The following is a 23,099-nucleotide window of genomic DNA, read 5'->3' on the forward strand; positions in this document are numbered from 1 at the left end:
CGATAGAATATGTCGAAACTCTTGGCAATGAAAAAACACTAGTCGCCGACACTCACGGCCCCCCAGAAAGGCGCGGGAGTGCCATCTTTAAGCCCGGTTGCCAGCCAGTCGTCCCAGGCCGTTTCGATCCGGGCATAGGTTCCGTCTGCCCGGATCGCGTCCAGACCTTGATCGAGCACGCCGACGACGGCTTTCGCACGTCTCGGCGTTTTTCTGGAAAAGGAAACGTACAGATCGAACCGGACCAGTTCCCGAACCGGCTTGGGAACAGGCGAGATGATTTCGGGACTGTTGCTGATGTGGTAGGCGGCGACCTTCTCGTAGACAACGGCATAATCCGCGCGTTTCCTGGCCGCCAGGGCGAGGGTTTGCAGATCGGAATCGACCTCGATCTTGGTTATCTGCGGATCGGCGTCGAAGGTGTCGGTGTAGGTATATCCGCGAACGACGGAAAAGGTTTTCCGCCTGAAGTATTCCTGCCGAAACCCGGCCGGAGTGTCCGGGTGCGCGAAGATCAGGATCTTTCCTTTGAACAGCGGCGTTCGGTGGAAAACGAAGTTCCGTCGGTTTTCCGCCGATCCCGTCGTGTTAAAGCACCCGAGCTGCCTACCATGCTCCACCTCCCGCAAGCATCTGGAATAGGGCATGACGTCGAAAACCACCGGGCAGCCAGCCGCGCCGAATGCCGCCGAGACGATGTCGACGGCAAAGCCCCGAAGCTTGCCCTTGTAGAGACCCGAGTAAGGAAAAAAGGCGTCTTCCGCGGCGATGACAATCTCATCGCTGATCGGGCAAAGCGGCGGCTGCCCGGCCGTGCTCGCGCCTGCCGAGCCTGCGAAGAGAACCGCGGCTGCGAGAAACCGCGCGAAAAACCTGAAAAAACAAGGCATGCCTGCCGGCTGGTTTGCCTTTCCAGAACTGCAATTTCTCATACTCGTGTTTGCTCCCTTCCCCTAAAAGAGATTTTTCAAGTCTTGGCGGCAGGCTGTGTCAACCTTCCAGACGCTAAACCCGCAGTGTTTGAAATGGAATTCCAAAATGGTCGGGAGTCACTGTCTTTTCGCAATCCCGTCTTGACCCTTTACCCAGGATGCTGTTTTTGCAGCGCAACGATTATTGAGAAAATGGTAATTTCAAACGGTTAATGGGTTACGCAAAGACGATTGTGAGGGGCTTATGGAACACTACGACCTTATCGTAATCGGCAGCGGGCCGGCAGGAAGGCGCGCTGCGATCCAGGCAGCGAAATTCGGCAGGAACGTACTGGTTGTGGAACGCGGCCGCCGGGTCGGGGGCGTCTCCGTTCACACCGGCACCATTCCGTCCAAGACCCTGCGCGAAACCGTGCTCAATCTGACCGGCTGGAGGGAACGGGGGTTTTATGGCCGGTCTTACCGGGTGAAGGAGGATCTTACGGCGGCCGACCTCCGGGCGCGACTGCACATCACGCTCAATCACGAGGTGGAAGTGCTTGAGCATCAGTTTGCGCGCAACAAGGTCGATACGATCAAGGGCGAGGCGCGCTTTCTCGACCCGCGAAAGATCGAGGTTGCGGGTGAAGCGGGAGAAATCCACAATTTCACTTCGGACAAGTACATCATCGCCGTGGGCACCAAACCGTTTCGGCCGGATTATGTACCATTCGACGGCGAGTTCGTTCTCGACAGCGACGAGATCCTGGAGCTGAAAGAGCTGCCCCGTTCGATCACGGTGATCGGCGCAGGTGTGATCGGCGTCGAATACGCCTCGATTTTTGCGGCCCTCGATACGCATGTCACCCTCGTCGAACCGCGGGACAGCATGCTGGATTTCCTCGACAAGGAACTGGTCGCGGATTTCACCCACCAGCTTCGGGACAACGGAATCGCGCTCCGCTTCGGCACCAAGGTCGAAAAGATTGAAAAACACGGTCCCGGCGACTGCGAAACCACCCTGGAGGGTGGACGCTGCGTACGCTCCAATGTCGTTTTGTTCGCCGCTGGCCGCATGGGGGCGACGCCAGCGCTCAACCTTGAAAATTGCGGTCTTGAAGTCGATCACCGAGGACGCCTCACGGTCGACAAGATGACCTTCCAGACCGGTGTTCCGCATATTTACGCGGCCGGAGACGTGATCGGCTTCCCGAGCCTTGCCTCCACCTCCATGGAGCAGGGGCGTATCGCCGCCTGCCAGGCGCTCGAGGAGAAGGCCTACGACCCGCCGGAATATTTTCCCTACGGGATTTACGCGGTACCGGAAATCTCCACGGTCGGCATGACGGAGGAAGAAACCAGGGAGCGCGGCATTCCCTACGAATGCGGGATTGCCCGCTTTCGGGAAACCTCGCGGGGGCACATCATGGGGCTCGATACCGGCATGTTGAAACTGATCTTCTCGCTGAAGACCCGCCGCCTGCTCGGTTGTCACATCGTCGGCGAAGGGGCGACGGAACTCGTGCATATCGGTCAGGCCGTGCTGAACCTGCGCGGCACGCTGGAATATTTCGTCGAAAACACCTTCAACTACCCGACCCTGGCCGAAGCCTACAAGATCGCGGCGCTTGACGCCTGGAACCGGATGCCGCCCCTGGAAAGCTGAAACCTGCCGGGAAACGGATATTGCCCCATGCCTGACACTCTACTCGTGAAAAACGCAGACATGCTCGTCACCATGGACGAGGACCGCCGGGAGATCGCGGGCGGGGGGCTTTACGCGGAAAACGGATTTATCAGGCAGGTCGGGGAGTCCGGGACGTTGCCGGAGACGGCGGACAGGGTGATCGACGCAACCGGACAGATCGTGCTGCCGGGCTTCGTGAACACCCACCACCACCTGAACCAGACGCTGACGCGCAATCTGCCGGCGGCGCAAAACAACAATCTTTTTCCCTGGTTGCAGGCTCATTACCGGATCTGGGCACGGACCGGCCCGGAGGCGTCAAGAACCAGCACGCTGGTCGGCCTCGCGGAACTGGCGCTCTCCGGCTGTACGACGGTCTTCGACCATACCTATCTTTTTCAAAGTGGAAACAAGGTCGACTATCAGATCGAGGCGGCCCGTGAACTCGGTGTCCGGTTTCATGCCAGCCGAGGCTCCATGTCTTTGGGGGAAAGCAAAGGCGGTCTGCCGCCCGATGACTGTGTCGAGGATGAAGACGGGATCCTCAAGGACAGCGTGCGGGTCATCGACCGGTATCACGATGCTTCGCCCGGAGCGATGACACGGGTCGTCGTTGCCCCCTGTTCACCGTTTTCTGTTTCCGAGGATCTCCTGCGCGAAAGCGCGCGTCTGGCGCGCGACAAGGGGGTGATGCTGCACACCCATTTGTGTGAAACGCTCGACGAAGAACGCTACACGCTCGAGCGGTTCGGCAAACGTCCGGTGGAGTGGATGGAAGGACTCGACTGGACCGGGCCGGATGTCTGGTTTGCCCATGCCATTCATGTGGACGATGACGAGATCCGGCTGTTTGCCGACACGGGCTGCGGCGCGGCGCATTGCCCGTGCTCCAACATGCGTCTGGCATCAGGCATCGCACCGGTGAAGAAATACATGGCTGGCGGAGTGAAGGTTGGTCTGGGCGTGGATGGTTCGGCCTCCAACGACGGTTCCAACATGCTGGCGGAAGTGCGTCAGGCGATGCTTTTGGCGCGCTTGCAGCTCGGCCTCCAGCCACCGGAAGGCCCGCGCAAACATGCCTTGCTGCCGGCCTCCCACCCCTTGCGGGCAGGAGAATGGATGACCGCCCGCGAAGCGTTGGAACTGGCCACGCTTGGCGGCGCGTCCGTGCTCGGCCGAGACGATGTCGGATCTCTGGAGGTGGGAAAATGCGCGGATTTCTTCACGCTCGATCTGAATACGATCCAATTTGCCGGAGCATTGCATGATCCGGTCGCAGCCGTGGTGTTCTGCGCGCCGCAGACTGTGAAAACGACCGTGATCCAGGGCAGGGTGGTCGTGGAGGACGGCCGGATCGCCACGATGGATATGGAACCCGTCGTCCGGGACCACAACCGCTATTCCCTTGAGTTGGCATTGCGGACCTAAGCTGGTCCGGGCAGCAGGTTCTTCGGATCCGGATAACCTGAAAGCTCTTTTCCGAATGGCACGATGCCCGGCGCGGGTGGCGTCGGGCATCGTTGGGGTTGGGACGTTAACACGGTCCCATTGGTCGCGTTTGGTCCATGATCGGCCGGTATTGGCGACACCGCGGAATTGCCTGCGCCGCCGACCGGAGCTGTCTGACCTCATGCTGGAAAGCGTCAGGGGTTGGAAGTGACCTAGCCGCCAAAGCCGCCACCGTGGCCACCGCCATGACCACCACCGTGGCCTCCGCCATGACCACCGCCGTGGCCACCACCGTGACCGCCGCCATGACCGCCGCCGTGGCCACCGCCATGACCACCACCGTGGCCGCCGCCGTGACCTCCACCATGACCGCCGCCGTGGCCACCGCCATGGCCGCCGCCGTGGCCTCCACCATGACCGCCGCCGTGGCCACCGCCATGACCACCACCGTGACCGCCGCCATGGCCGCCGCCGTGGCCTCCACCATGACCGCCGCCGTGGCCACCGCCATGACCGCCGCCATGACCGCCGCCATAGCCTCCGCCATTATCGCCGTCATCCTCACCGCTCTGGCCACCGTTTTGACCACCGTTTTGACCACCGTTTTGACCGCCGTTCTGGGCGACGTCAGGACGACTGTCTTCACCGCCGCGAATGCCGTTGCCGAAATTCCAGAAGGGTCTTCCGCGATCTGGCCTTCCGGCTTGCCGACCGTTTTCTTCAACTTCCAGATAGTTCGCTGAAACCCAGCCGCGCTCGTTTCCAAAACGGACGTCGCACCAGCTGGACGCGCAGCGATAGATGTTCACTGAGGTGTTGGTCGGCAGACTGCCGATAACCGGGTACTTGGTACCGGGACCCGCACGCATGTTCAGGCCGCTGACTGTGACCGCCGACTTGGCGGACGCCTGGTTCGGTGTCAGCGCCGCAACGCCCATCATGACAAACGACGCGGCCACAACTGGCATTGTTTTTAAGTATTTCATTATTGTTCTCCATTAAAAAAGGCCCTCTGCCTGCAGAGGTTTCGTGGCCCCCGCTGGTCATATGGCGGCTGCCGCGTGCCGCGCCGGTGATGTGAATCACTTGAATGAATGTTGCCGTCGGACCAGAGAACAGCACCGGAAACCGGGAAAAACGCTAAAAAACCAATGTATCAATTGCCGATCCATCCGGTCGCAACTGCGCGCTCAGCTCCGCCGCGGTCGGTAAAACGAAGATGGGGGTGATGGTTAACGGAGCAGGCCGAAAAAGGCTGAGCGCAGTGTCCGCTTCTTAACGATTTTTTTCTGCGTTGACGGACTCCCGCAAGCCAATGGAGAGGCGGAGCGGTGTTGCAGGCATTCAGAAGGAGAGGGCTTGCCCGGTTCCGTTAAAGATCCGGCGACAAGGAAATCTGCGTTGGCCCGATGGAAAGTTATCCAATGCTCTCAACGCCCGCATGGCGGCAACAAAACCATGACGCCAGTCACGTACCGTCTACAGGCGCAAGAGCGGTGGCCGCAAGCGCACACATATGGGTATCGGAAAGGGGGGGCGGAATGCCATGGCGATCGCTCGCCACGGGTTCCTTTGCGCCGGTCTCGCACGCATCGTCTTGACCGTCCGTGTGGTTTCGATTCCCGGCTGGAAAAGCTGTTCAGCGCCGTCGGGCGGGCCATATCAAGCCACCAGAGGTGGCGTCCGGAGCCTTTTCAATGACGTCGCGCACCCTGGAATCAATAGCGTATCGCCCTGCACCTTCATGACCGGTTAGGCTCCAGACCCGGTCAGAGGGGCGGCTGTGAAGTGTGGTCGGTCCTAGCAGAGCCAGCAGCTTTCCGGCATGGTTGCTTCGGTCACGTCGCCGCCTTTGGCGATCCAGTCGGTAATGCCCTTTTCGACATTGACCACATTTGTGAACCCGGCCTGCCCGGACAGATATTCCGACAGAACCTTGCTGCGGTTACCCGTTCGGCAAATGAAGATCACCTCGTCGGCAGGACCGGAGATCAGTTTCTGCAGTTCCGTGCCGAATTCCGGATTCACCTTTCCCTGAGTATCGAAGAACGTGACCAGATGGCTGCCGGGAATGACACCGGTCTGCTTCCATTCTTCGGGACGGCGGATATCGATCACCGTCGCACCGGACGCCAGTTTCGACTTCAGACCGTCGTTGCCAATGTCGGAAAACTTCTTGCCCTTGACGTCGAGAAGCTCGATCTCGAATTTCAAGGTTGCGTTCGGAGGGATCACGCCGCCGGCGCCCTGAGCGCCGTAAGCCATGTCCGGTGGAATGATCAATTCGCGCTTGCCGCCGACCTGCATGCCTTCGACGCCTTTTTCCCAACCGGGGATGACGCGGCGCTCGCCGAGCGTGAAGGAAAACGGCGTGCCGCGATCAACGCTGGAATCGAATTTCGTGCCGTCCATGAGCCAGCCGGTGTAATGCACCACCACGGTCTCGCCGACATTGGCCTCTTCGCCAGTGCCTTTTTCTATGTCCTTGATTTGCAGGGTTTCCTGGGCTGTTGCCGGCAGAACCAGAAACGCCGCGGTCAGGATGCTGGAGAGCCACTTTTTCATAGTACCGGTTCCGTTGATAAAACTCAGGTCGGGGCGTAGCCTCTCTTTTTGTTGGAAGCGAGGCAAATCACCGTTGCTTGTATGGCTTTTAACTGGACGCGCCTGGAATTCCATCGGGGGAAATTGACGCATCCCGCAATGGTGTTCGGACTTCAGCCGGTCATTTTCTCGTTCACGGAACGGATGAGTTTTTCCAGGAGAGAGGAGAGTTGCTCCTGCTCGGTTTCGGTCAGCCCATCCACCGCCCGGTGCTGGGTTTCGACGTAGCCTGGGATCATGCTCTTGATCAGCTCGCGCCCCTTGGGCGTCAGGCAGACACTGAGGGCCCGCCGGTCTTCCGGATGGGGAGAGCGTTCAACGAGCCCGGCCTTCTCGAGCTTGTCCAGCCGCGCGGTCATTCCGCCGGAACTCATCATGGTTGTCCGGTAGAGCTCGGTTGGAGTGAGCTTGTAGGGCGGGCCGGAGCGTACGAGGGTCGCAAGTACGTCGAACTCACCGCTCTTCAGGCCGATTTCGGCGTAGGCCGGAGCGAGAAAATCTCTACCGAGAATCTGGGCGGCTTCGTTCAGGCGTCCAATGAGCACCATGGGGGTGAGCCGTTGCGCGACCTGCGGAACTTCCTGTTGCCATTGCTTTCTGGCCCGCTCGGCCCTGTCCATGAGCAATTCCTCGGGATCTCCGAAGAGATGTCTGACGGGTGGCTGTCCGGTGTCTTTGGGCTCGGTCATCTCGGCGGGTCTCGTTCACGGTGGCTCCGATGCAGACCGGACTGTCCCCATCGGAACGGCATTTGTCAAGATAATCAAGAAACTTGAAAAAAAGAATCTTGATATAAAGATAAAAATGGCTATCTGTTACGAAACGCCGCTTGCAGCGGAACCACGAACCGACCGGTGACAGTTATGCCCAGGACCGAATTCAATCCGTTAGCCATCTTCAAGCGAGAGAACGATCGTTCGCTCGGATCGGATGCCGCGAAGCTTTTAGAAAACCCATTCGTATTGCTGATGGTCGTCGGAGGGCTTCTCGCGGTTGCCACGGTTTTCGCCAAGGCCGCGCCGGCGGTGGGGTGGCATCCGCTTGCGTTGCTGCAATGGTCGGTCCTCGGCGGCGCGGGCGCTCTGTTCGCCGTTACAAGCATGTTCGGTGCGCGCAAGGACACGGAAGACCGGAAGTCAGCTCCGGGATGGAAAGGGCGCATGATGCTCTATCTCACGGTCAGCGGCCTGCTGTTTATCGCGCCAAACATGATCGCGGTTGTCGCGGCGTCAAAGGTCGGTGCGGGCTTTGTCGCGCTGAGTTACGCCTTTCCGCTTGTCCTGACGTACGGCTTCGCCGTTTTTTTGAGGTTGGAGCGGTTTCAGATTGTCAGGGCGGCAGGGGTGGTGTTCGGACTTGCGGGCGGCCTCTTGCTGGCGCTGTCCGGCGCGAAGCTCTCCGGCGAGGCCTCCCTCTGGTCGTTGATCGCGATGGCGATCCCCGTGTTTCTGGCGGTGGGCAACATCTATCGGACCGTACAATGGCCGGAGAACGCGAGGCCGGTCGATCTCGCTCTGGGGATGATGCTTGTCGGTTTCCTGGGACTTGCCGTCTTTAACGGCCTTATGGGGATTCCCGAGAGGCCGCTGGTCTGGAACCGGGAAGCCGTCGGCCTGCTGGCTGCGCAAATAGTGGTCTTCACCCTGCAATATGGCCTCTATTTCCGGCTGCAGAAAACCGCCGGACCCGTCTACTTGAGCCAGATCGGGTCGGTGGCCGCGGTCACCGGACTGGGGCTTGGGTATCTGGTGTTTTCCGAAGTGCCGGGCCTGGGGCAACTTATGGCCGTTCTGGCGGTCGGCGCCGGCATTGTCCTCGTCACGCTCGGACGGCGGCGGCTTTGAGTGCGGACCCTATTCCCAGAGCCATGCCGCACCGCGAACACCGGAACTGTCGCCATGCATGGCCTTGCGGATGGGCGTGTCGAATGTATCGGAAAAAATATAGGGCAGCATGACCGGTGGAAGGTCCTGGTAGAGCTCGTCGATATTCGACATGCCGCCGCCGAGGACGAAGACATCCGGATCCAGGAGATTGGCCGACATGGCCAGCGCGCGGGCGAGCCGGCTGACGTAGTCCTCATAGACTCTGACGGCGACTGGATCTCCGGCCCGTTTCAGGTCCATGATCTCGTGCCCCTTCAGAAGGGTCCCGGTTCTGTCCTTGTAGTCGAGCTGGAAGCCGGTGCCCGAACACCATCTGTCGATGACGCCCTTGTGCCCGATCCAGCTGTCGGGGCCCGGAAATTCGTCTGGCTTGAGCCAGGGAACGGTGATGGCTCCCCATTCGCCGCCGATACCGTTGGCGCCGAGATGTGCCTTGCCGTCGATGGCGATCCCCGAGCCGCTGCCCGTTCCGACAATGATGGCATGGACCACATGCGCGCCGGCGCCCGCGCCGTCGGTTGCTTCCGAGACGGCCAGGCAATTCGCATCGTTTTGAATGCGTACCGGCCGCCCAAGTACCTCTTCGAGATCCTTGTCGAGCGGTTTGCCGTTCATCCATGTGGAGTTGGCGTTCTTCACGAGGCCCGTTTTCGGCGACAGGGAACCCGGTATGCCAAGACCGAGCGTGCCGGTCGCATGCGTTGCCTCTTCTGCCGCCTGAACCAGGTGCTTCACCGCGTCGAGACAGCCCTGGTAATCGTCGCGCGGCGTGTCGACCCGTTTCCGGAACAGCTCATGGCCATCGCCGGACAGCGCGACGATCTCGATCTTGGTGCCGCCCCAGTCGATCCCCAACCGCATTTCAGCCTACCCGGGTCGGCAATTCGAAAGCGGCTTCCTGGCCGGGCTCCAGCTCGTCCGTCTGTTTGCCGTAGCTTTTGAATTTTTTCAAAATGGCGATCATTTCCTTGGTGCTCAAATGAATCGGTTCGCCGAGGGTAAGGGCGGAGAGATACTGGTCCGCCAGATCCTCCACTCCTTCAGCGACCGACAGAGCTTTACTGAGATTCGGACCTCCGGCAACCTGGCCGTGATTGGCGAGCAGGCAGGCATTGCGGTCACCGAGCGCGGCGATCATGGCGACAGAGAGTGCCCGGGTCCCGAAACGCGCATAGTCGGAACACTCGATCCTGTCGCCGCCGGCAAGCGCAACCATGTAGTGGAAGGCCGGAATGCCCTTGCGGTGGCAGGAGAGGGCGGTCGCGCGCGGGCTGTGGCAATGAACCACCGCGCCGCAGGACGGTTTCGCGCGATAAAAATCGAGATGCATGCGCCATTCGGACGAGGGCAGCACATCGCCACGGTAGCAGCCTTCCAGATCCATGGCGACGATCTTGTCTACGCTCAGGTCCTCGTAAGGTGTTCCCGAAGGGGTCACCAGAAACCCGGTTTTGGTTCGGGCGCTGATATTGCCGGAGGTTCCCTTGGTCAGGCCGAGGCGGGGCAGGGCCCGGGCGGTCTCGATGATTTCGAGACGCAGGTCGGCGGTGTCGTCTGGAAAAGAGGTCATGGCGGGTCGCGGCGCTTCGGCGGAAAGAGAGGACGGCGCGGACTTTATTCAAAGACTTGCGCCTTCCTCAAGATGGCAGGCTTCGGATGCTGTTTTCAAGGAGGCGAAACAAAAAAACCTGCAGTTTCAGATCGGATCACGGGTTTTGGAGCGGTGCGCCTCAACCCGTTTGGCTATGGCCCCGATCGGTCGGGCAGGGGGATGAATTCCTCTGCGTCGCCGGGAACGGTGTCGAAACGGCCCTGGCGCCAGTCTTCCTTGGCCTGTTCGATCCGCTCCTTCGACGAGGACACGAAGTTCCACCAGATATAGCGCCTGCCGTCCATCGGCTCGCCGCCCAGAACGACGAAACGGGCGGGAATGGGAGTCGCGTTTTCAATCACCACGTGATCGCCCGGCTTGAAGACGAGCAATTGCGCCGGATCGAAGCTCTGACCGGCAATCGTGACCTGTCCGGAGATCGTGTAGAGCCCGCGTTCCTCCCAGCCGGCATCGAGCGGCACCTTAGCGCCGGGGTCCAGGCGGATGTCGGCGTAAAACATCTCCGATGCGGTTTCGACCGGAGCCCTTTGTCCGTAAAGCGCTCCGGCGATCAGTTTGACCGATGCGCCCCGGTCGGCGAATTCCGGCTGTTCTCCGGCGCCGTGATGCTGAAAAGTCGGTTCACCTTCCTCCAGATGCTTCGGCAGGGCGACCCAACTTTGCAATCCGAAGAGAGGCCGGTTTTCCGCAAGACGCTCCGGGCGCTCGCGTTCCGAATGGACAATCCCCTTGCCGGCGCTCATCCAGTTCAGGGCGCCGGGCGATATGGCGATTTCCGTTCCGAGACTGTCGCGGTGATACATTTCACCCTCAAACAGATAGGTAACGGTGGCGAGACCGATATGGGGATGCGGCCGCACGTCGATGCCGCCGCCGACCAGAAGCTCCGCCGGCCCCATCTGATCGAAAAAGATGAACGGGCCGACCATGCGACGGCGCGCGGACGGCAAGGCGCGGCGCACGGAGAACCCGCCGAGGTCCGATGTGCGCGGCATGATGATCGTTTCGATCGGATCACTGCTTACGCTGTCACCGGGAATGGGATCGGGACAATTCAGCCAGCTCATCGGCCTCTCCTATGTTCGCGTGGGCGTCTGGCGGATAGATAGGGCGGCAGCGTCCAGGGTGTCTATTGAACAGTCTGTTTCTGCCTTTCCATCTTACGCGGAACGTATATAACCACTGGCCCTCCCATGACCTTCCAGGTGTCCCATGAAACGCGTCATGATTGCCGGTGGACCCGGCTCGGGCAAAAGCATGCTGGCCGTTGCGCTCGGTGAGAAGACGGGGCTACCCGTCTTTCACATGGACAGGATCCATTACCGGCCGGGCTGGGTCGAGCGATCCCGGGAGGAAAAGGACCGGTTGACCCACGAGGTCCATGTCCAGGAGCGCTGGATCTTCGAAGGTGGACATTCCAGTACCTATTCCGAACGGATTGCGCGGGCCGATACCTTCATCTGGCTGGATGTTCCGGTCATGCGCCGGACGCTCCGGGTGTTGAGACGGACAGTCAAATTCCATGGCAGGACCCGCCCGGATCTTCCCGAGGGATGTCCGGAGCGGTTCAATCGGCAAACGGTCGAATTTCTCCGGTTCATCTGGCGCACGAGGAAGACGTCCAGGTCGAAACTGGAAGCAGTATTCCAGGCGCCGCCGCGGCATCTGACCTGTCATCGCTTCCGTACGTTGGGGGACGTGCGAGCGTTCCTGTCCGGTCTTGACGGAGAAGGCGTCGCTGTCGGAAAAAGCGGGAAGTTCCTCTGACAGTCCGGCAATCTCAATGAAACTCGATCCGTTCTATCCGCTCGTCGACAGCTCCGCCTGGGTTGAGCGCCTTGTTCCACTGGGAGTCAGGCTGGTACAGCTACGTATCAAGGACCGGTTGCCGGAAGACCTTTGCGGTGAGATCTCCCGGTCCCAGGAGATTTGCAGGCGGCACGATTGCCGGCTGATTGTTAACGACCATTGGCAGGAAGCTATCGCGGAAGGATGCGGCTTCGTTCACCTCGGTCAGGAAGACCTTGCGGACGCGGACCTCGCCGCCATCCGAAAGGCCGGAATGCAGCTCGGCGTTTCCACCCACGACGGTGACGAGCTTGAAAAGGCGCTTTCAGTCGATCCCGATTATGTCGCGCTCGGACCGGTTTTCCCCACCGGCTCCAAGGATCTGAAATGGACACCGCAGGGGCTTGAGAAAATCGCGGGATGGAAAAGGCAGGTCGGCGATCTGCCGCTCGTGGCGATCGGCGGCATCACCCTGGAACGGAGCGCGGGGGTCTACGAAAATGGGGCGGACAGCATCGCGGTGATCGGCGACGTCCTGAGGCACAACGATCCGGAAGCGCGGGTGCAGGCATGGCTGGTCGCGACGCAGGCGAGACGCTGACCGGTCTTTTGAACGGTCACCCGAACATGGCTCTGTCGCGCGCAACCTGATCGCGCAGGAACTCCTGGGCAGCTGCGACATGGCGCAGGGGGCGGGAGCTTTCATGCGTCACCATCCAGTAGGACCGGCGCAGTTTGAGCTCGGGCAGGACCGGCGCCAGTTCAGATTGCCCGCGCGCGATAAAATCGTGCAGGATGCCGATCCCCGCACCGCCGCGAACCGCCTCCGTCTGGCCGAGGGCGGAGGCGATTTCGAACCGCGCGATCCAGTCCTTGGTGATTTCGGTTCCGTAATTGAGCGAAGGCGAGTAAAGCAGGTCCTCGACATAGCCGATAAGGTCGTGTGCGCTTAAATCGCTTGAAGAGGAAGGTGCGCCGCGGTCGCGAATGTAGGATTTCGAGGCATAAAGTCCGAGCGCGTAATCGACCAGCTTCGACGCCCGGAGGCGGCCGGTTTCCGGCCGGTCGATTGTGACCGCGATATCCGCTTCCCGCCGGGACAGGGAAAACGATCGTGGCACCGGCACGAGCTGAAGGGTGAGGCCAGGGTGTTTCTGGGTCAGCCGGCCGAGCCGCGGTGCCAGATAGGCCACGCCGAACCCGTCCGGCGCTCCGATCCGCACGGTCCCCGATATCTCGGGCGTGTCGCCGCCAAGGTCCGCTTCGGCGGCAACCGCTTCCGCCTCCATGCGCTCGGCCCGCTCATAGAAGCGGCTACCGGCGTCCGTCAGCACGCAGCCAGATGTGGACCGGTCGAAGAGACGGGCTCCAAGGCTGTCTTCAAGCGCCGAGAGCCTGCGCGCTACCGTGGCATGGTTCAGCCCGAGGCGCCTGGCGGCCGCGAGAATTTGTCCCGTCCGGGAAATGGCGAGGAATACGCGGATATCGTCCCAGTTCATTTTCTGTTCCCACCGGCCTGATTTGATGTCGCGCGAAAAGATCTCCGCACCGCCACGCATGGATCCCGGGCCGCCCTGGTGCGAAGACTGGAAAACTCCCGGTTTAAGCTCCGGAGCTCGCGGTTGCTGTAGCCTTTTCTCTTTGCGAGGCTATTGTGTCCTGCAAGATCGCTGTTGCTATGTGCCATAACTATAAAAAATGCACAACAGATCCGGAAATCTGGTTCTTGTATGTGACAAAAATAAAAGCGACAAAAGCGGAATATTCAACCGGGACGGCCATTCTGCCGGAAGACCCGGATCAGATGGGAGAAGCGCGCGATGCAGAAAATCGGTCATTTCATTGATGGCAAACAGGTAGAGGGCACTTCCGGCCGGTATTCGGATGTCTTCAATCCGGCCACGGGAGAAGTTCAGGCGCAGGTCGCTCTGGCGTCCCAGGAAGAAATCGACGCGGCGGTCGCCAATGCCGCAGCGGCTCAGGTGGGCTGGGCAGCGACCAACCCGCAGCGGCGCGCACGCGTCATGATGAAATTCGTCGATCTGCTCAACCGGGACATGGACAAGCTGGCCGAAGCGCTGTCGCGCGAGCATGGCAAGACCTTCCCGGACGCCAAGGGCGACGTGATCCGCGGGCTCGAAGTGGCTGAATTCTGCATCGGCGCGCCGCATCTGCTGAAGGGTGAGTTCACCGAAGGCGCCGGCCCGGGCATCGACATGTACTCCATGCGCCAGCCTCTGGGCGTGGTGGCCGGCATCACGCCGTTCAACTTCCCGGCCATGATCCCGATGTGGAAGTTCTGCCCGGCGATCGCTTCCGGCAATTCCTTCATCCTGAAACCGTCCGAGCGCGACCCCTCCGTGCCAATCATGCTCGCCGAGCTGATGATGGAAGCCGGTCTTCCGGCCGGTGTCCTGAACGTCGTCAACGGCGACAAGAGCGCGGTGGATGCGATCCTGGATCATGACACCATCCAGGCGGTCGGCTTCGTCGGTTCCACTCCGATCGCGCAATATGTCTATGCGCGCGCCACGGCGAACGGCAAGCGGGCCCAGTGCTTCGGCGGTGCCAAGAACCACATGATCATCATGCCGGACGCCGATCTCGATCAGGCTGCCGACGCGCTCATCGGCGCGGGCTACGGTGCCGCCGGCGAGCGCTGCATGGCCGTTTCCGTGGCCGTGCCGGTGGGAGAGGCGACTGCGAACGCACTGATCGAGAAGCTGACGCCGAAGGTCGAGGCGCTGAAGATCGGACCGTACACCGCCGGTGACGACGTCGACTTCGGCCCGCTGGTCACCAAGGAAGCGCTTGCCCGTGTGAAAGGTCTTGTCGACCAGGGTGTCAAGGAAGGCGCGAAGCTCGTCGTGGACGGCCGGGACTTCTCCATGCAGGGCTACGAAAACGGCTTCTTCATGGGGGGCTGCCTGTTCGATAATGTCACCAGGGACATGGAAATCTACAAGACCGAGATCTTCGGACCCGTCTTGTCGGTCGTTCGCGCACAGACCTACGAGGAAGCCCTCGAGCTGCCGCTGAGCCACGAATACGGCAATGGCACCGCGATCTTCACTCGCGACGGCGATACGGCACGCGACTTTGCGTCGCGCATCAACATCGGCATGGTCGGCATCAACGTGCCGATCCCGGTGCCGCTCGCCTATCACACCTTCGGCGGCTGGAAGAAATCCGGTTTCGGCGATCTGAACCAGCACGGTCCGGACGGGTTCAAGTTCTACACCCGCACGAAGACCGTAACCTCCCGCTGGCCGTCGGGCGTGAAGGACGGCGCCGAGTTCTCGATCCCGACCATGAAGTGATCTGAGGACCTTGCAATCCGGAAAAGGGCGGTGCTTCGGCGCCGCCTTTTTTGCGTTTTGGAGCGCAAACGTGATGCCGCGCGAGACGCGGGCCGGTCTCACAACCGTTTCCCTTGAAGACCTGACTGCGGCAATCCCCTACTTGAATTCCTGAGGACACCGTGACATCACACTCCGATGCAACAAGGCGACTGCTCAAAAAGCGCCCGTAAAGGGGACGCGGGCAAAACTGGGGAAATTGGTCGGCCGCTTGACGCGGAAAACAGCGCGCTTCGCCGCTCGGGGAGGCTGCTTGCTGTTGCCGACCTCTTGTGGATTCCGCAGGCCGGACTGATCGCCGTTGCGCTCGGGACACTGCTTGCGGCGATCTACGCTCCGCAGGACGATGCGACACCCACTAGCCTTTTCTTCGGACCGGTTGCGCTTGCGGTCCTCGGGATTGCCCTGTTGGCGGCACTCCGCGTGGGCCTGCAGTTTCGCGCGGCGAATCTGGCCCGCAGAACCGCATCCGCGATCCAGGTCCGGGCAAGAACGGAGCTGCTGTCGGCGGCCACCAGCCGATCTCCGGCGGCGAGCTTTCCATCCTCCGGCGCCTTCGCGGCCCATGTTACCGAGCAGATTGATCTGCTTGGACCTTATTTCCGCAATTTCGTGCCCCAGATGATGCGTTTGAAGCTGGTGCCCATCGGGATCGTGCTTGCAACGCTTTGGTTCAGCTGGCTGGCGGCGCTGATCCTGCTGATCTGCGGCCCCGTGATACCGCTTTTCATGGCCCTGATCGGCATGCGGGCGAAATCCGCGAGCGCCCGGCAGCAGGAAGAACTGACACGCCTGAGCGGGATCCTGATGGACCGCATCAAGGGACTTGAAACCCTGACCCTGTTCGGAGCGCTGAATCGGTCGAAGGACGATATCGAACGGGCGGGCGAGACCTTCCGGATCGGGACAATGCGCGTTTTGAAGATCGCGTTTTTGTCCTCCACGGTGCTGGAGCTTTTCTCGGCGCTTGGCGTTGCCTTTTGCGCCGTGTTTGTCGGCTTCTCGCTGCTGGGAGAGATCAACACCGGAACCTGGGGACCACCGCTTGGTTATTCCACCGGCCTGTTCATTTTGTTGCTGGCGCCGGAGTTCTTCGCGCCCCTGAGAGCCTACGCCGCAGCTTATCACGACCGGGCAGCCGGTCTGGCGGCGCAGGAAAAGCTGGGGGTGCTGTTTGAGGAAATCCGGATCGACCGCACCGATGCGCCTGCCGGCACGCAGGCCGAGGCGCCTCTGGCATCGCCTCCCGCCATCCGGTTCGACACAGTCAGCCTGTCCCTTGGCGGACACGAGGTGCTGAAAGACTTCGACCTGTCCATCGAGGCCGGGGAAACCATCTTGCTCGAAGGCCCGAGCGGCAGCGGCAAGACCACGATCCTGGACTGTCTGTTTGGCTATCACGGGCCTGACGGTGGAACGATCCGGATCGGTGGAGCGGATCCCGTGTCCGTTTCCGAAAGGCTGCGCGGTCACGCCATCTGGCTGGGGCAGGCGCCGCGATTGTTCCACGGAAGCTTGAAGGCGAACCTCCTGAAAGGCGCCCAGGAACCTGGCCGGGTCACCGACGAAGATATCTGGACGGCACTTCGCCTGGCCGGAGCGGACGAGTTGGTCAGGCGCCTTCCCAACGGTCTTGCGACACTTCTCGGGGAGGAAGGATTCGGCCTGTCTGTCGGGGAAATCCGCCGTGTTGCCCTGGCCCGCGCGGCCTTGCGGCAGGACGCGGTGCTTTTCCTTGCCGACGAACCGACGGCAGGGCTGGACGACGAAACCGCACGCGATGTCATCGAGGGACTCAAGACGCTTGCGGCGGGACGCACGGCCGTTATTGCAACGCACGATCCGGAGGTGCTGGCGATGCCGGGCCGGCGCGTCGATCTGAATGCGCGTGCATCCGAACTTCCGCTGGAGGCGGCCATATGAGAGCGGTCTGGCGCGTTATTTCGGCTCAGCATCGTTACGACCGGCTTCATTTCTGGCTCGGGATCGGCATGGCCCTGCTGCCTGCCGCCGCCGGTATTCTCCTGCTCGGCGTGTCCGGCTGGTTCATCACCGCGGCCGCCGTCGCCGGGCTGACCGGCGTTTTTCTCAATATCTTCATGCCAAGCGCGATCATTCGGGGCCTGGCGATCGCAAGAACCGCCGGGCGCTATGGCGAACGGGTCCTGACCCATGACGCCACCTTCCGCTTTCTCGCCGATTTGCGGAACCGCCTGTTCGGTGCCTTCGCGACCCGGGGAACCTACGGCCAGCGCTCCGGCACCGTTCTCAACCGTCTGACACGCGATGTCACGGCACTGGATACGGTCTATCTGCGTCTCGCCGTACCGATCGTGGTGGCCGGCGTCGCAGCGCTTTGCCTGCTTGCGGTTTGGGCTTCGGTCTCCGCGGCGATGTTCCTGACCGGATTGATCTTTTTCGCGGCCTGGGCGGCACTGGCCTGGACAGCCTATGCCCGGTCAGACAGAAAGACCGCCCGGCGCGCCGACGCAGCCTCCGACGCCATGCGCCTGCGGGCCGCCGACCTTGCCGCCGGACGGCGGGATCTCGCGGTTTACGGCGGGTTGGAGGAAGCCGCACAGGCGATCCTGGCGGCCGGTGAGCGCCTGACAAAGGCCGAAGAGGCCGAGGATCTGCGCGCGACCCGGCTGGCCGGCATCTCCACGGCGATCGGGCAATTGTTTCTGGCCGCGTCGCTCGCCGTCGTGGTTTGGGGGGCGGCGTCCGGACATCTCTCGCCGGCGCTTGGAGTGGGGCTGGTCCTGGTGGTGATCGCGCTGCCTGAGCTTGTGGCCATGGCGCTGCCCGGCCTGGCGAAACTGCCGCGCACGGCGCTGGCTGCGCGGCGCACCGATGGAATTCAGTCGGAAAACGGCGCGCGCCCGGAGGTGCCGGAAACCGCGGACGTGAACCCGCAGAACGCTTCCGTCCTGATCGTCGAAAACGTGTCCTTCCGCTATCCGGGCGCCGAGCGCACTGTGCTCGAAGGCCTCGGATTTGAGGTCGGTCCGGGCGAGGTGGTGGCGATTGCCGGACGCAGCGGGTGCGGCAAGAGCACGGTTGCAGCCTTGTGTTCCCGCCTGCGCCGGCCGCAAGACGGACGCATCCTTTTAAACGGGACCGACATCCAGGACATTGACGAGGACAGGTTTCGCCGGTCCGTGACGGTTCTCAGCCAGCGTCCATATCTCTTCAACGAGACCGTAGCGGAAAATCTGCGTCTGGCCGATCCCCGGGCGACCGATGACGCGCTTTGGACCGCGCTGGAACATGCAGCCCTGTCGGAGCGGATCTCCAGGAGCCCGGACGGTCTGCAAACCGTGTTGGGCGAAGGCGGTCTCGGCTTGTCGGGGGGCGAGCAGCGCCGCCTGGCACTCGCGCGTGCCTTTCTGACCCGGCCGGCGCTTTTTATTCTGGATGAGATGACGGAAGGTCTCGATGCCCGGACTTCTTCGGACGTCTTGTCCCGCTTTTTTCAGCACAAGGGCGATAAGGCGGTCCTGATGATCGCTCATAAAAAGCTTGAACTTGAAGTAGCAAACCGCATTATCATGATGGCCAAAGGTTGACGAAGCGGGCGCCGTCGCGACAATAAATGAAAAGGTTGTTTTTCTGGCTTAGAGAGCTGCATGCACGCCACGAAATGTGGTCGTTGAAGCCTGCGATTCGATTTCCACTGATAGCAATGCTCTTTATTGGCGCGTGGATTCTTGTTTGGTGGTTTGTGATCTGTATTCCGTTTTCAATAATTTTTTTGTTGTTAGCCCAAGTAGATTTAGGTTTTGCGCTTATACTATTTTTTATTCCGTCGGTATTTCTGATGGTGCCTCTATTTATTTACCTGTGGGCTTATTACCGGATGGCTGTGGGGTTGTTTTTCGGAGATGGCGAAGCCGCCGAGCGGAGATATGCCGAACTCCTTGAAAGATTTCCCGAAACGCGCGTTAAGCCCGGCCTTTGAAGAAACCTCGTGCCGGCAGCCGGGGGCGTGGTCTTGGACCGTCCGGCCGCGATCTGTGTGATTGACCCGGCGCGGAGCTTCCGTCACCATCCTTGACGGTTGGATACGCTTCCCAAGCTCATGAGCCGACAAGCTCGTTGGCTTAAAAGTCCCTTAATAACAATCGTGTAGGCTGCCAAGTGATTGCGGACTGATGTTTTCGCCGGTCTCCTGTAAGCCGGCTCAGTACTCAAGCCTCGTCCGGCTTGAAAAGGGGAAAGAGGATGGAACTGGACATCGTTGACCTGTCGCGGCTGCAATTTGCCATGACAGCGCTCTATCACTTCCTGTTCGTGCCTTTGACGCTCGGGCTTTCTATACTTCTCGCGACAATGGAAACGGTCTACGTGATGACCGGTCGCGAGATCTGGAAGCGCATGGTCAAGTTCTGGGGCACGCTGTTCGGGATCAACTTCGTGCTGGGTGTCGCGACCGGACTGACCATGGAGTTCCAGTTCGGCATGAACTGGGCCTATTTCAGCCAGTATGTCGGCGATGTCTTCGGCGCGCCTCTTGCGATCGAAGGCCTGATGGCGTTCTTCCTGGAAGCAACCTTTGTCGGACTGTTCTTTTTCGGTTGGGACAAGCTTTCCCGCCGTGGCCATCTGGCCGCCACCTGGATGGTCGCCATAGGAACGAACTTCTCCGCGCTCTGGATCCTGATCGCCAATGGCTGGATGCAGCATCCCGTCGGCGCGGTTTTCAATCCGGACACCATGCGCATGGAAGTTTCGAGCTTCTTCGATGTTCTGTTCAACCCGGTGGCGCAGGCCAAGTTCGTTCACACGGTCTCCGCCGGTTATGTCACCGCCGCCATGTTCATGCTGGGGATTTCCGCCTGGTACATGCTGCAGGGGCGGCATCTGCAGATTGCCAAACGGTCCATGGCGATTGCCTCCGCTTTCGGCTTCGCTTCGGCTCTCTCCGTCGTCGTGCTTGGGGACGAGAGCGGCTATGAGGCCAATCTGAACCAGAAAATGAAACTCGCGACCATCGAGGCCATGTGGGACACGGAGCCTGCGCCGGCGTCCTTCAATCTGATCGCCTTGCCGGACATGGCGAAACGGGAAAACGTTTTTGCGATCGAGGTGCCCTACGTCATGGGACTGATCGCGACCCGGTCGCTCGACACGGTCATTCCGGGCATCAAGGAACTGGTCGAGCATTCGAAAGACCGTATACGGCAGGGGGCGGTTGCCTGGGACGCGTTGCAGAAAATCCGGGCCAATCCCGAAGCCGTCGGTGAGGACGTGCGCGAAACCTTCCGTCAGAACGCCGACTCCCTCGGCTACGGCTATCTGCTTTTGCCCTATACCGACACTCCGAAGGAGGCGACGGAAGAGCAGATCGACGCGGCCGCATGGTCCACCGTGCCGGAAGTCTTGCCGATGTTTTATGCCTTCCGGATCATGGTTGCCTGCGGGTTCTTCTTCATCCTGATGACCACGGTGTTCTTTTATTATTCCTCGTCGGGTCAGCTCGATGTCCTGCGGCAAAAGCGTCGCTGGCTTCTGCATATCGCCGTCTGGTCGATACCCTTGCCCTGGCTCGCGTGCGAAATGGGCTGGTTTGTCGCCGAATACGGACGGCAGCCATGGATCATCGAGAGCATGCTGCCGACAAGCGCGGCTGTATCGAGCCTCACCGTGACGGAAGTATTGCTGACCCTGGCGGGATTTGTCGCGCTCTACAGCACTCTTCTGGTGGTCGAGATCACCCTGATGATCAAATACATCAAGATCGGTCCGGACGACGGCGAGGCGGAAGAGGTGCCACCGCTCGCCGCGGCGCGCACGGTTCCCGGCGCAATGACGATGCCAGCGGAGTAACAGCGATGATCCTGCATGAATTAATCGACTACGGCACGCTGAAGATGATCTGGTGGCTGCTGCTTGGTGTGCTTCTGATCGGTTTCGCGGCCACCGACGGCTTCGACATGGGGGTCGGCGCGTTGCTGCCCTTCGTCGCGGAGACCGATATCGAGCGGCGCGTCGTCATCAACACCATCGGCCCGACCTGGGAAGGCAACCAGGTCTGGTTCATTCTGGGTGGCGGCGCGATTTTCGCCGCCTGGCCGCCGCTCTACGCGATCAGTTTCTCGGGCTTTTACCTTGCCATGTTCGTGGTGCTTGCCGCCATGATCCTGCGGCCCGTGGCCTTCAAATACCGCTCCAAGCGACCGGACCCCGCCTGGCGGACGGCATGGGACTGGGCGTTGTTCGTCGGGTCCTTCGTGCCGGCGCTCGTCTTCGGCGTGGCGGTCGGCAATGTGTTGCTCGGCGTGCCTTTCACGCTCGACAGCGATCTGCGCATGACCTACGAGGGGTCCTTCTTCGGTCTGTTCTCCCCATTCTCGCTACTGTGCGGACTGCTGTCGGTTTCCATGCTGGTCGTGCACGGCTCCGCCTGGCTGAGCATGCGCGCTCGCGGGGACGTCGTCGTCAGGGCGCGTCGGTTCGGGTCAATCGCAGCGATCCTTGCAATCGCGCTGTTCGCTCTGGGCGGTTATCTGGTCGCGAGCGGTTATGTCGAAGGGTTCCGGATTACCTCCGCCATCACTCCGGACATGCCCGCCGATCCCCTGGCCAAACAGGCCGTCGTCGAAGGCACAGCCTGGATGCGGAACTATTCGGTGCATCCGGTTCTCTGGCTTGCGCCGGCGCTTGGTTTCATCGGGCTTCTGGGCGCGCTGGTGCTGTTGCAAAGCCGGATGGACGCGCTGGTCTTCGCGTTCTCCAAGATGGCGGTCTTCGGCATTATCTCGACGGTGGGTGTTTCGATGTTTCCCTTCATCTTGCCGTCCACCGCGCAACCGGACGCGAGCCTGACGGTCTGGGATGCCTCGTCCAGCCACCGGACCCTGTTCAACATGCTGGTGGCGACAATCATCTTCCTGCCTTTGATCCTTGCCTACACGGCCTGGGTCTACAAAGTGCTTTGGGGCAAGGTGGATGAGGAAACCATCGAAAAAGACAATCACACGGCCTACTGAGGAGAGAGAGCGATGTGGTATTTTGCCTGGATCCTCGGAATGCCCCTGGCCTGTTGTCTGGCCATCTTGAACGCCATGTGGCTTGAGATGCGTTCGGACGACGAGCGCAGGCAGCAGGACGGCGGAAGCTGATCCGTTTTTGATCTCAAAGAAAAACCCCGGACGCGTGATCCGGGGTTTTTCTGTTGGCTGGAAGCCCCGGGGAGAAAGGTCTCCCGGCGATACTCAGGCGGCTGCGGTTTTCGACTCGCGCAGCTTTTCCAGGATGTTTTGCGGCGAGGAAACGCCATAGGGGTCGGTCTCGCAGTTGTCCGAAAAGCCTTCTTCCTCGAACCACTGTTCAACCACGCCGTCGTTCACGACTGCGCCGTAACGCCAGGACCGCATGCCGAAACCCAGATTGTCCTTGCAGACGAGCATGCCCATCTTGCGGGTGAACTCGCCGGACCCGTCCGGAATGACCTTGACCTTGTCGACATTCTGAGCCTTGGCCCATGCGTTCATGACAAAGGCGTCGTTGACGGAAATGCAATAGATCTCATCGACCCCTTCGGCCTTGAATTCGTCGGACAGTTTTTCAAAGTCCGGCAGCTGGAAAGTGGAGCAGGTCGGGGTGAAGGCGCCGGGCAGGGAAAACAGGACAACCTTCTTGCCCTTGAAGTAATCGTCGCTGGTCATGTCTTCCCAGCGGAACGGGTTCGGGCCTTCGATGCTTTCGTCACGCACACGGGTGCGGAAGGTAACAAACGGAACTTTTTTTCCGAGCATTGCTTATCTCCTGGTTTTCAAATGCGAGACACGCCGGTTGTCT

21 protein-coding genes and 1 pseudogene are annotated in these 23,099 nt (G+C 60.8%); 13 read left to right on the forward strand and 9 right to left on the reverse strand.

Features of this window, described 5'->3' with window-relative positions:
* Positions 1-38: 38 nt before the first annotated feature.
* On the reverse strand, positions 39-890 hold the full coding sequence (locus JF539_RS07265) for a substrate-binding periplasmic protein (protein ID WP_207139644.1): 852 nt from the start codon (positions 888-890) through the stop codon (positions 39-41).
* Between the two features lie 286 nt (positions 891-1,176).
* Here JF539_RS07265 and sthA point away from each other — a divergent pair, with 286 nt between their 5' ends.
* From sthA to JF539_RS27620, 3 genes are all read left to right on the forward strand, one after another.
* Positions 1,177-2,577: a Si-specific NAD(P)(+) transhydrogenase gene (gene sthA, locus JF539_RS07270; RefSeq protein WP_207139645.1), complete on the forward strand. Its 1,401-nt coding sequence runs from the start codon at positions 1,177-1,179 to the stop codon at positions 2,575-2,577.
* A gap of 27 nt (positions 2,578-2,604) precedes the next feature.
* Positions 2,605-4,026, forward strand: coding sequence for an 8-oxoguanine deaminase (locus tag JF539_RS07275; protein WP_207139646.1), 1,422 nt, complete (start codon positions 2,605-2,607; stop codon positions 4,024-4,026).
* A 266-nt stretch (positions 4,027-4,292) separates the two neighbouring features.
* Positions 4,293-4,790, forward strand: coding sequence for a hypothetical protein (locus tag JF539_RS27620; RefSeq protein WP_236042353.1), 498 nt, complete (start codon positions 4,293-4,295; stop codon positions 4,788-4,790).
* A 42-nt stretch (positions 4,791-4,832) separates the two neighbouring features.
* On the opposite strand, the pseudogene JF539_RS28100 reads toward JF539_RS27620, so the two are convergent.
* The 3 genes and pseudogenes from JF539_RS28100 to JF539_RS07290 form a co-directional block, all read right to left on the reverse strand.
* A pseudogene (locus tag JF539_RS28100) lies at positions 4,833-5,033 on the reverse strand (SH3 domain-containing protein); the annotation flags it as partial.
* 814 nt (positions 5,034-5,847) lie between these two features.
* Positions 5,848-6,612: an FKBP-type peptidyl-prolyl cis-trans isomerase gene (locus JF539_RS07285; RefSeq protein ID WP_207139648.1), complete on the reverse strand. Its 765-nt coding sequence runs from the start codon at positions 6,610-6,612 to the stop codon at positions 5,848-5,850.
* A 152-nt stretch (positions 6,613-6,764) separates the two neighbouring features.
* Complete coding sequence (locus JF539_RS07290) at positions 6,765-7,271, reverse strand: MarR family winged helix-turn-helix transcriptional regulator (RefSeq protein WP_209017203.1); 507 nt, start codon at positions 7,269-7,271, stop codon at positions 6,765-6,767.
* A 243-nt stretch (positions 7,272-7,514) separates the two neighbouring features.
* Here JF539_RS07290 and JF539_RS07295 point away from each other — a divergent pair, with 243 nt between their 5' ends.
* Positions 7,515-8,495, forward strand: a complete 981-nt coding sequence (locus JF539_RS07295) for a DMT family transporter (RefSeq protein WP_207139650.1) — start codon at positions 7,515-7,517, stop codon at positions 8,493-8,495.
* A gap of 9 nt (positions 8,496-8,504) precedes the next feature.
* Here the strand turns inward: JF539_RS07295 and JF539_RS07300 are convergent, their stop codons facing one another.
* The 3 genes from JF539_RS07300 to JF539_RS07310 all read right to left on the reverse strand — a co-directional run bounded on the left by JF539_RS07300 (position 8,505) and on the right by JF539_RS07310 (position 11,216).
* On the reverse strand, positions 8,505-9,398 hold the full coding sequence (locus JF539_RS07300) for an ROK family protein (protein ID WP_207139651.1): 894 nt from the start codon (positions 9,396-9,398) through the stop codon (positions 8,505-8,507).
* 1 nt (position 9,399) lies between these two features.
* On the reverse strand, positions 9,400-10,107 hold the full coding sequence (locus JF539_RS07305) for a class II aldolase/adducin family protein (protein WP_207139652.1): 708 nt from the start codon (positions 10,105-10,107) through the stop codon (positions 9,400-9,402).
* Between the two features lie 173 nt (positions 10,108-10,280).
* Positions 10,281-11,216 (reverse strand): pirin family protein, encoded by a 936-nt coding sequence (locus JF539_RS07310; protein ID WP_207139653.1) that lies wholly within the window; start codon positions 11,214-11,216, stop codon positions 10,281-10,283.
* 145 nt (positions 11,217-11,361) lie between these two features.
* Here JF539_RS07310 and JF539_RS07315 point away from each other — a divergent pair, with 145 nt between their 5' ends.
* Both JF539_RS07315 and JF539_RS07320 read left to right on the forward strand, forming a co-directional pair.
* A complete protein-coding gene (locus tag JF539_RS07315; RefSeq protein ID WP_207139654.1) occupies positions 11,362-11,916 on the forward strand; it encodes a DNA topology modulation protein FlaR in 555 nt (184 codons plus the stop codon).
* Positions 11,917-11,932: 16 nt separating this feature from the next.
* Positions 11,933-12,538: a thiamine phosphate synthase gene (locus tag JF539_RS07320; RefSeq protein ID WP_207139655.1), complete on the forward strand. Its 606-nt coding sequence runs from the start codon at positions 11,933-11,935 to the stop codon at positions 12,536-12,538.
* A gap of 16 nt (positions 12,539-12,554) precedes the next feature.
* Here JF539_RS07320 and JF539_RS07325 read toward each other — a convergent pair whose 3' ends face one another.
* Positions 12,555-13,436 (reverse strand): LysR family transcriptional regulator, encoded by an 882-nt coding sequence (locus JF539_RS07325; RefSeq protein WP_207139656.1) that lies wholly within the window; start codon positions 13,434-13,436, stop codon positions 12,555-12,557.
* Positions 13,437-13,757: 321 nt separating this feature from the next.
* Here JF539_RS07325 and JF539_RS07330 point away from each other — a divergent pair, with 321 nt between their 5' ends.
* From JF539_RS07330 to cydX, 7 genes are all read left to right on the forward strand, one after another.
* Positions 13,758-15,257, forward strand: coding sequence for a CoA-acylating methylmalonate-semialdehyde dehydrogenase (locus tag JF539_RS07330; protein WP_207139657.1), 1,500 nt, complete (start codon positions 13,758-13,760; stop codon positions 15,255-15,257).
* 177 nt (positions 15,258-15,434) lie between these two features.
* A complete protein-coding gene (gene cydD / locus JF539_RS07335; RefSeq protein ID WP_207139658.1) occupies positions 15,435-17,219 on the forward strand; it encodes a thiol reductant ABC exporter subunit CydD in 1,785 nt (594 codons plus the stop codon).
* Positions 17,216-18,865 (forward strand): thiol reductant ABC exporter subunit CydC, encoded by a 1,650-nt coding sequence (gene cydC / locus JF539_RS07340; RefSeq protein WP_207139659.1) that lies wholly within the window; start codon positions 17,216-17,218, stop codon positions 18,863-18,865. The genes cydD and cydC overlap by 4 nt, the downstream gene beginning before the upstream one ends.
* 26 nt (positions 18,866-18,891) lie before the next feature.
* Positions 18,892-19,257, forward strand: coding sequence for a hypothetical protein (locus JF539_RS07345; protein WP_207139660.1), 366 nt, complete (start codon positions 18,892-18,894; stop codon positions 19,255-19,257).
* Positions 19,258-19,520: 263 nt separating this feature from the next.
* Positions 19,521-21,125 (forward strand): cytochrome ubiquinol oxidase subunit I, encoded by a 1,605-nt coding sequence (locus JF539_RS07350; protein ID WP_207139661.1) that lies wholly within the window; start codon positions 19,521-19,523, stop codon positions 21,123-21,125.
* Between the two features lie 5 nt (positions 21,126-21,130).
* Positions 21,131-22,288, forward strand: coding sequence for a cytochrome d ubiquinol oxidase subunit II (gene cydB / locus JF539_RS07355; protein WP_207139662.1), 1,158 nt, complete (start codon positions 21,131-21,133; stop codon positions 22,286-22,288).
* 12 nt (positions 22,289-22,300) lie between these two features.
* The gene (gene cydX, locus JF539_RS07360) at positions 22,301-22,420 is read left to right on the forward strand and encodes a cytochrome bd-I oxidase subunit CydX (protein ID WP_207139663.1); all 120 of its coding nucleotides are present in this window, start codon (positions 22,301-22,303) and stop codon (positions 22,418-22,420) included.
* A gap of 93 nt (positions 22,421-22,513) precedes the next feature.
* Here the strand turns inward: cydX and JF539_RS07365 are convergent, their stop codons facing one another.
* Complete coding sequence (locus tag JF539_RS07365) at positions 22,514-23,056, reverse strand: peroxiredoxin (protein ID WP_207139664.1); 543 nt, start codon at positions 23,054-23,056, stop codon at positions 22,514-22,516.
* Between the last annotated feature and the right edge of the window lie 43 nt (positions 23,057-23,099).

The sequence above is a fragment of the Roseibium aggregatum genome (assembly GCF_017309185.1).
GTDB classification, from domain to species: domain Bacteria; phylum Pseudomonadota; class Alphaproteobacteria; order Rhizobiales; family Stappiaceae; genus Roseibium; species Roseibium aggregatum_B.

What these genes read in the sequence shown, in the direction of transcription:
- JF539_RS07265 (WP_207139644.1), bottom strand. Translation starts at nt 890, where the DNA reads ATGCCTTGTTTTTTCAGGTTTTTCGCGCGGTTTCTCGCAGCCGCGGTT.
- sthA (WP_207139645.1), top strand. Translation starts at nt 1,177, where the DNA reads ATGGAACACTACGACCTTATCGTAATCGGCAGCGGGCCGGCAGGAAGG.
- JF539_RS07275 (WP_207139646.1), top strand. Translation starts at nt 2,605, where the DNA reads ATGCCTGACACTCTACTCGTGAAAAACGCAGACATGCTCGTCACCATG.
- JF539_RS27620 (WP_236042353.1), top strand. Translation starts at nt 4,293, where the DNA reads ATGACCACCACCGTGGCCTCCGCCATGACCACCGCCGTGGCCACCACC.
- JF539_RS07285 (WP_207139648.1), bottom strand. Translation starts at nt 6,612, where the DNA reads ATGAAAAAGTGGCTCTCCAGCATCCTGACCGCGGCGTTTCTGGTTCTG.
- JF539_RS07290 (WP_209017203.1), bottom strand. Translation starts at nt 7,271, where the DNA reads ATGGACAGGGCCGAGCGGGCCAGAAAGCAATGGCAACAGGAAGTTCCG.
- JF539_RS07295 (WP_207139650.1), top strand. Translation starts at nt 7,515, where the DNA reads ATGCCCAGGACCGAATTCAATCCGTTAGCCATCTTCAAGCGAGAGAAC.
- JF539_RS07300 (WP_207139651.1), bottom strand. Translation starts at nt 9,398, where the DNA reads ATGCGGTTGGGGATCGACTGGGGCGGCACCAAGATCGAGATCGTCGCG.
- JF539_RS07305 (WP_207139652.1), bottom strand. Translation starts at nt 10,107, where the DNA reads ATGACCTCTTTTCCAGACGACACCGCCGACCTGCGTCTCGAAATCATC.
- JF539_RS07310 (WP_207139653.1), bottom strand. Translation starts at nt 11,216, where the DNA reads ATGAGCTGGCTGAATTGTCCCGATCCCATTCCCGGTGACAGCGTAAGC.
- JF539_RS07315 (WP_207139654.1), top strand. Translation starts at nt 11,362, where the DNA reads ATGAAACGCGTCATGATTGCCGGTGGACCCGGCTCGGGCAAAAGCATG.
- JF539_RS07320 (WP_207139655.1), top strand. Translation starts at nt 11,933, where the DNA reads ATGAAACTCGATCCGTTCTATCCGCTCGTCGACAGCTCCGCCTGGGTT.
- JF539_RS07325 (WP_207139656.1), bottom strand. Translation starts at nt 13,436, where the DNA reads ATGAACTGGGACGATATCCGCGTATTCCTCGCCATTTCCCGGACGGGA.
- JF539_RS07330 (WP_207139657.1), top strand. Translation starts at nt 13,758, where the DNA reads ATGCAGAAAATCGGTCATTTCATTGATGGCAAACAGGTAGAGGGCACT.
- cydD (WP_207139658.1), top strand. Translation starts at nt 15,435, where the DNA reads ATGCAACAAGGCGACTGCTCAAAAAGCGCCCGTAAAGGGGACGCGGGC.
- cydC (WP_207139659.1), top strand. Translation starts at nt 17,216, where the DNA reads ATGAGAGCGGTCTGGCGCGTTATTTCGGCTCAGCATCGTTACGACCGG.
- JF539_RS07345 (WP_207139660.1), top strand. Translation starts at nt 18,892, where the DNA reads ATGAAAAGGTTGTTTTTCTGGCTTAGAGAGCTGCATGCACGCCACGAA.
- JF539_RS07350 (WP_207139661.1), top strand. Translation starts at nt 19,521, where the DNA reads ATGGAACTGGACATCGTTGACCTGTCGCGGCTGCAATTTGCCATGACA.
- cydB (WP_207139662.1), top strand. Translation starts at nt 21,131, where the DNA reads ATGATCCTGCATGAATTAATCGACTACGGCACGCTGAAGATGATCTGG.
- cydX (WP_207139663.1), top strand. Translation starts at nt 22,301, where the DNA reads ATGTGGTATTTTGCCTGGATCCTCGGAATGCCCCTGGCCTGTTGTCTG.
- JF539_RS07365 (WP_207139664.1), bottom strand. Translation starts at nt 23,056, where the DNA reads ATGCTCGGAAAAAAAGTTCCGTTTGTTACCTTCCGCACCCGTGTGCGT.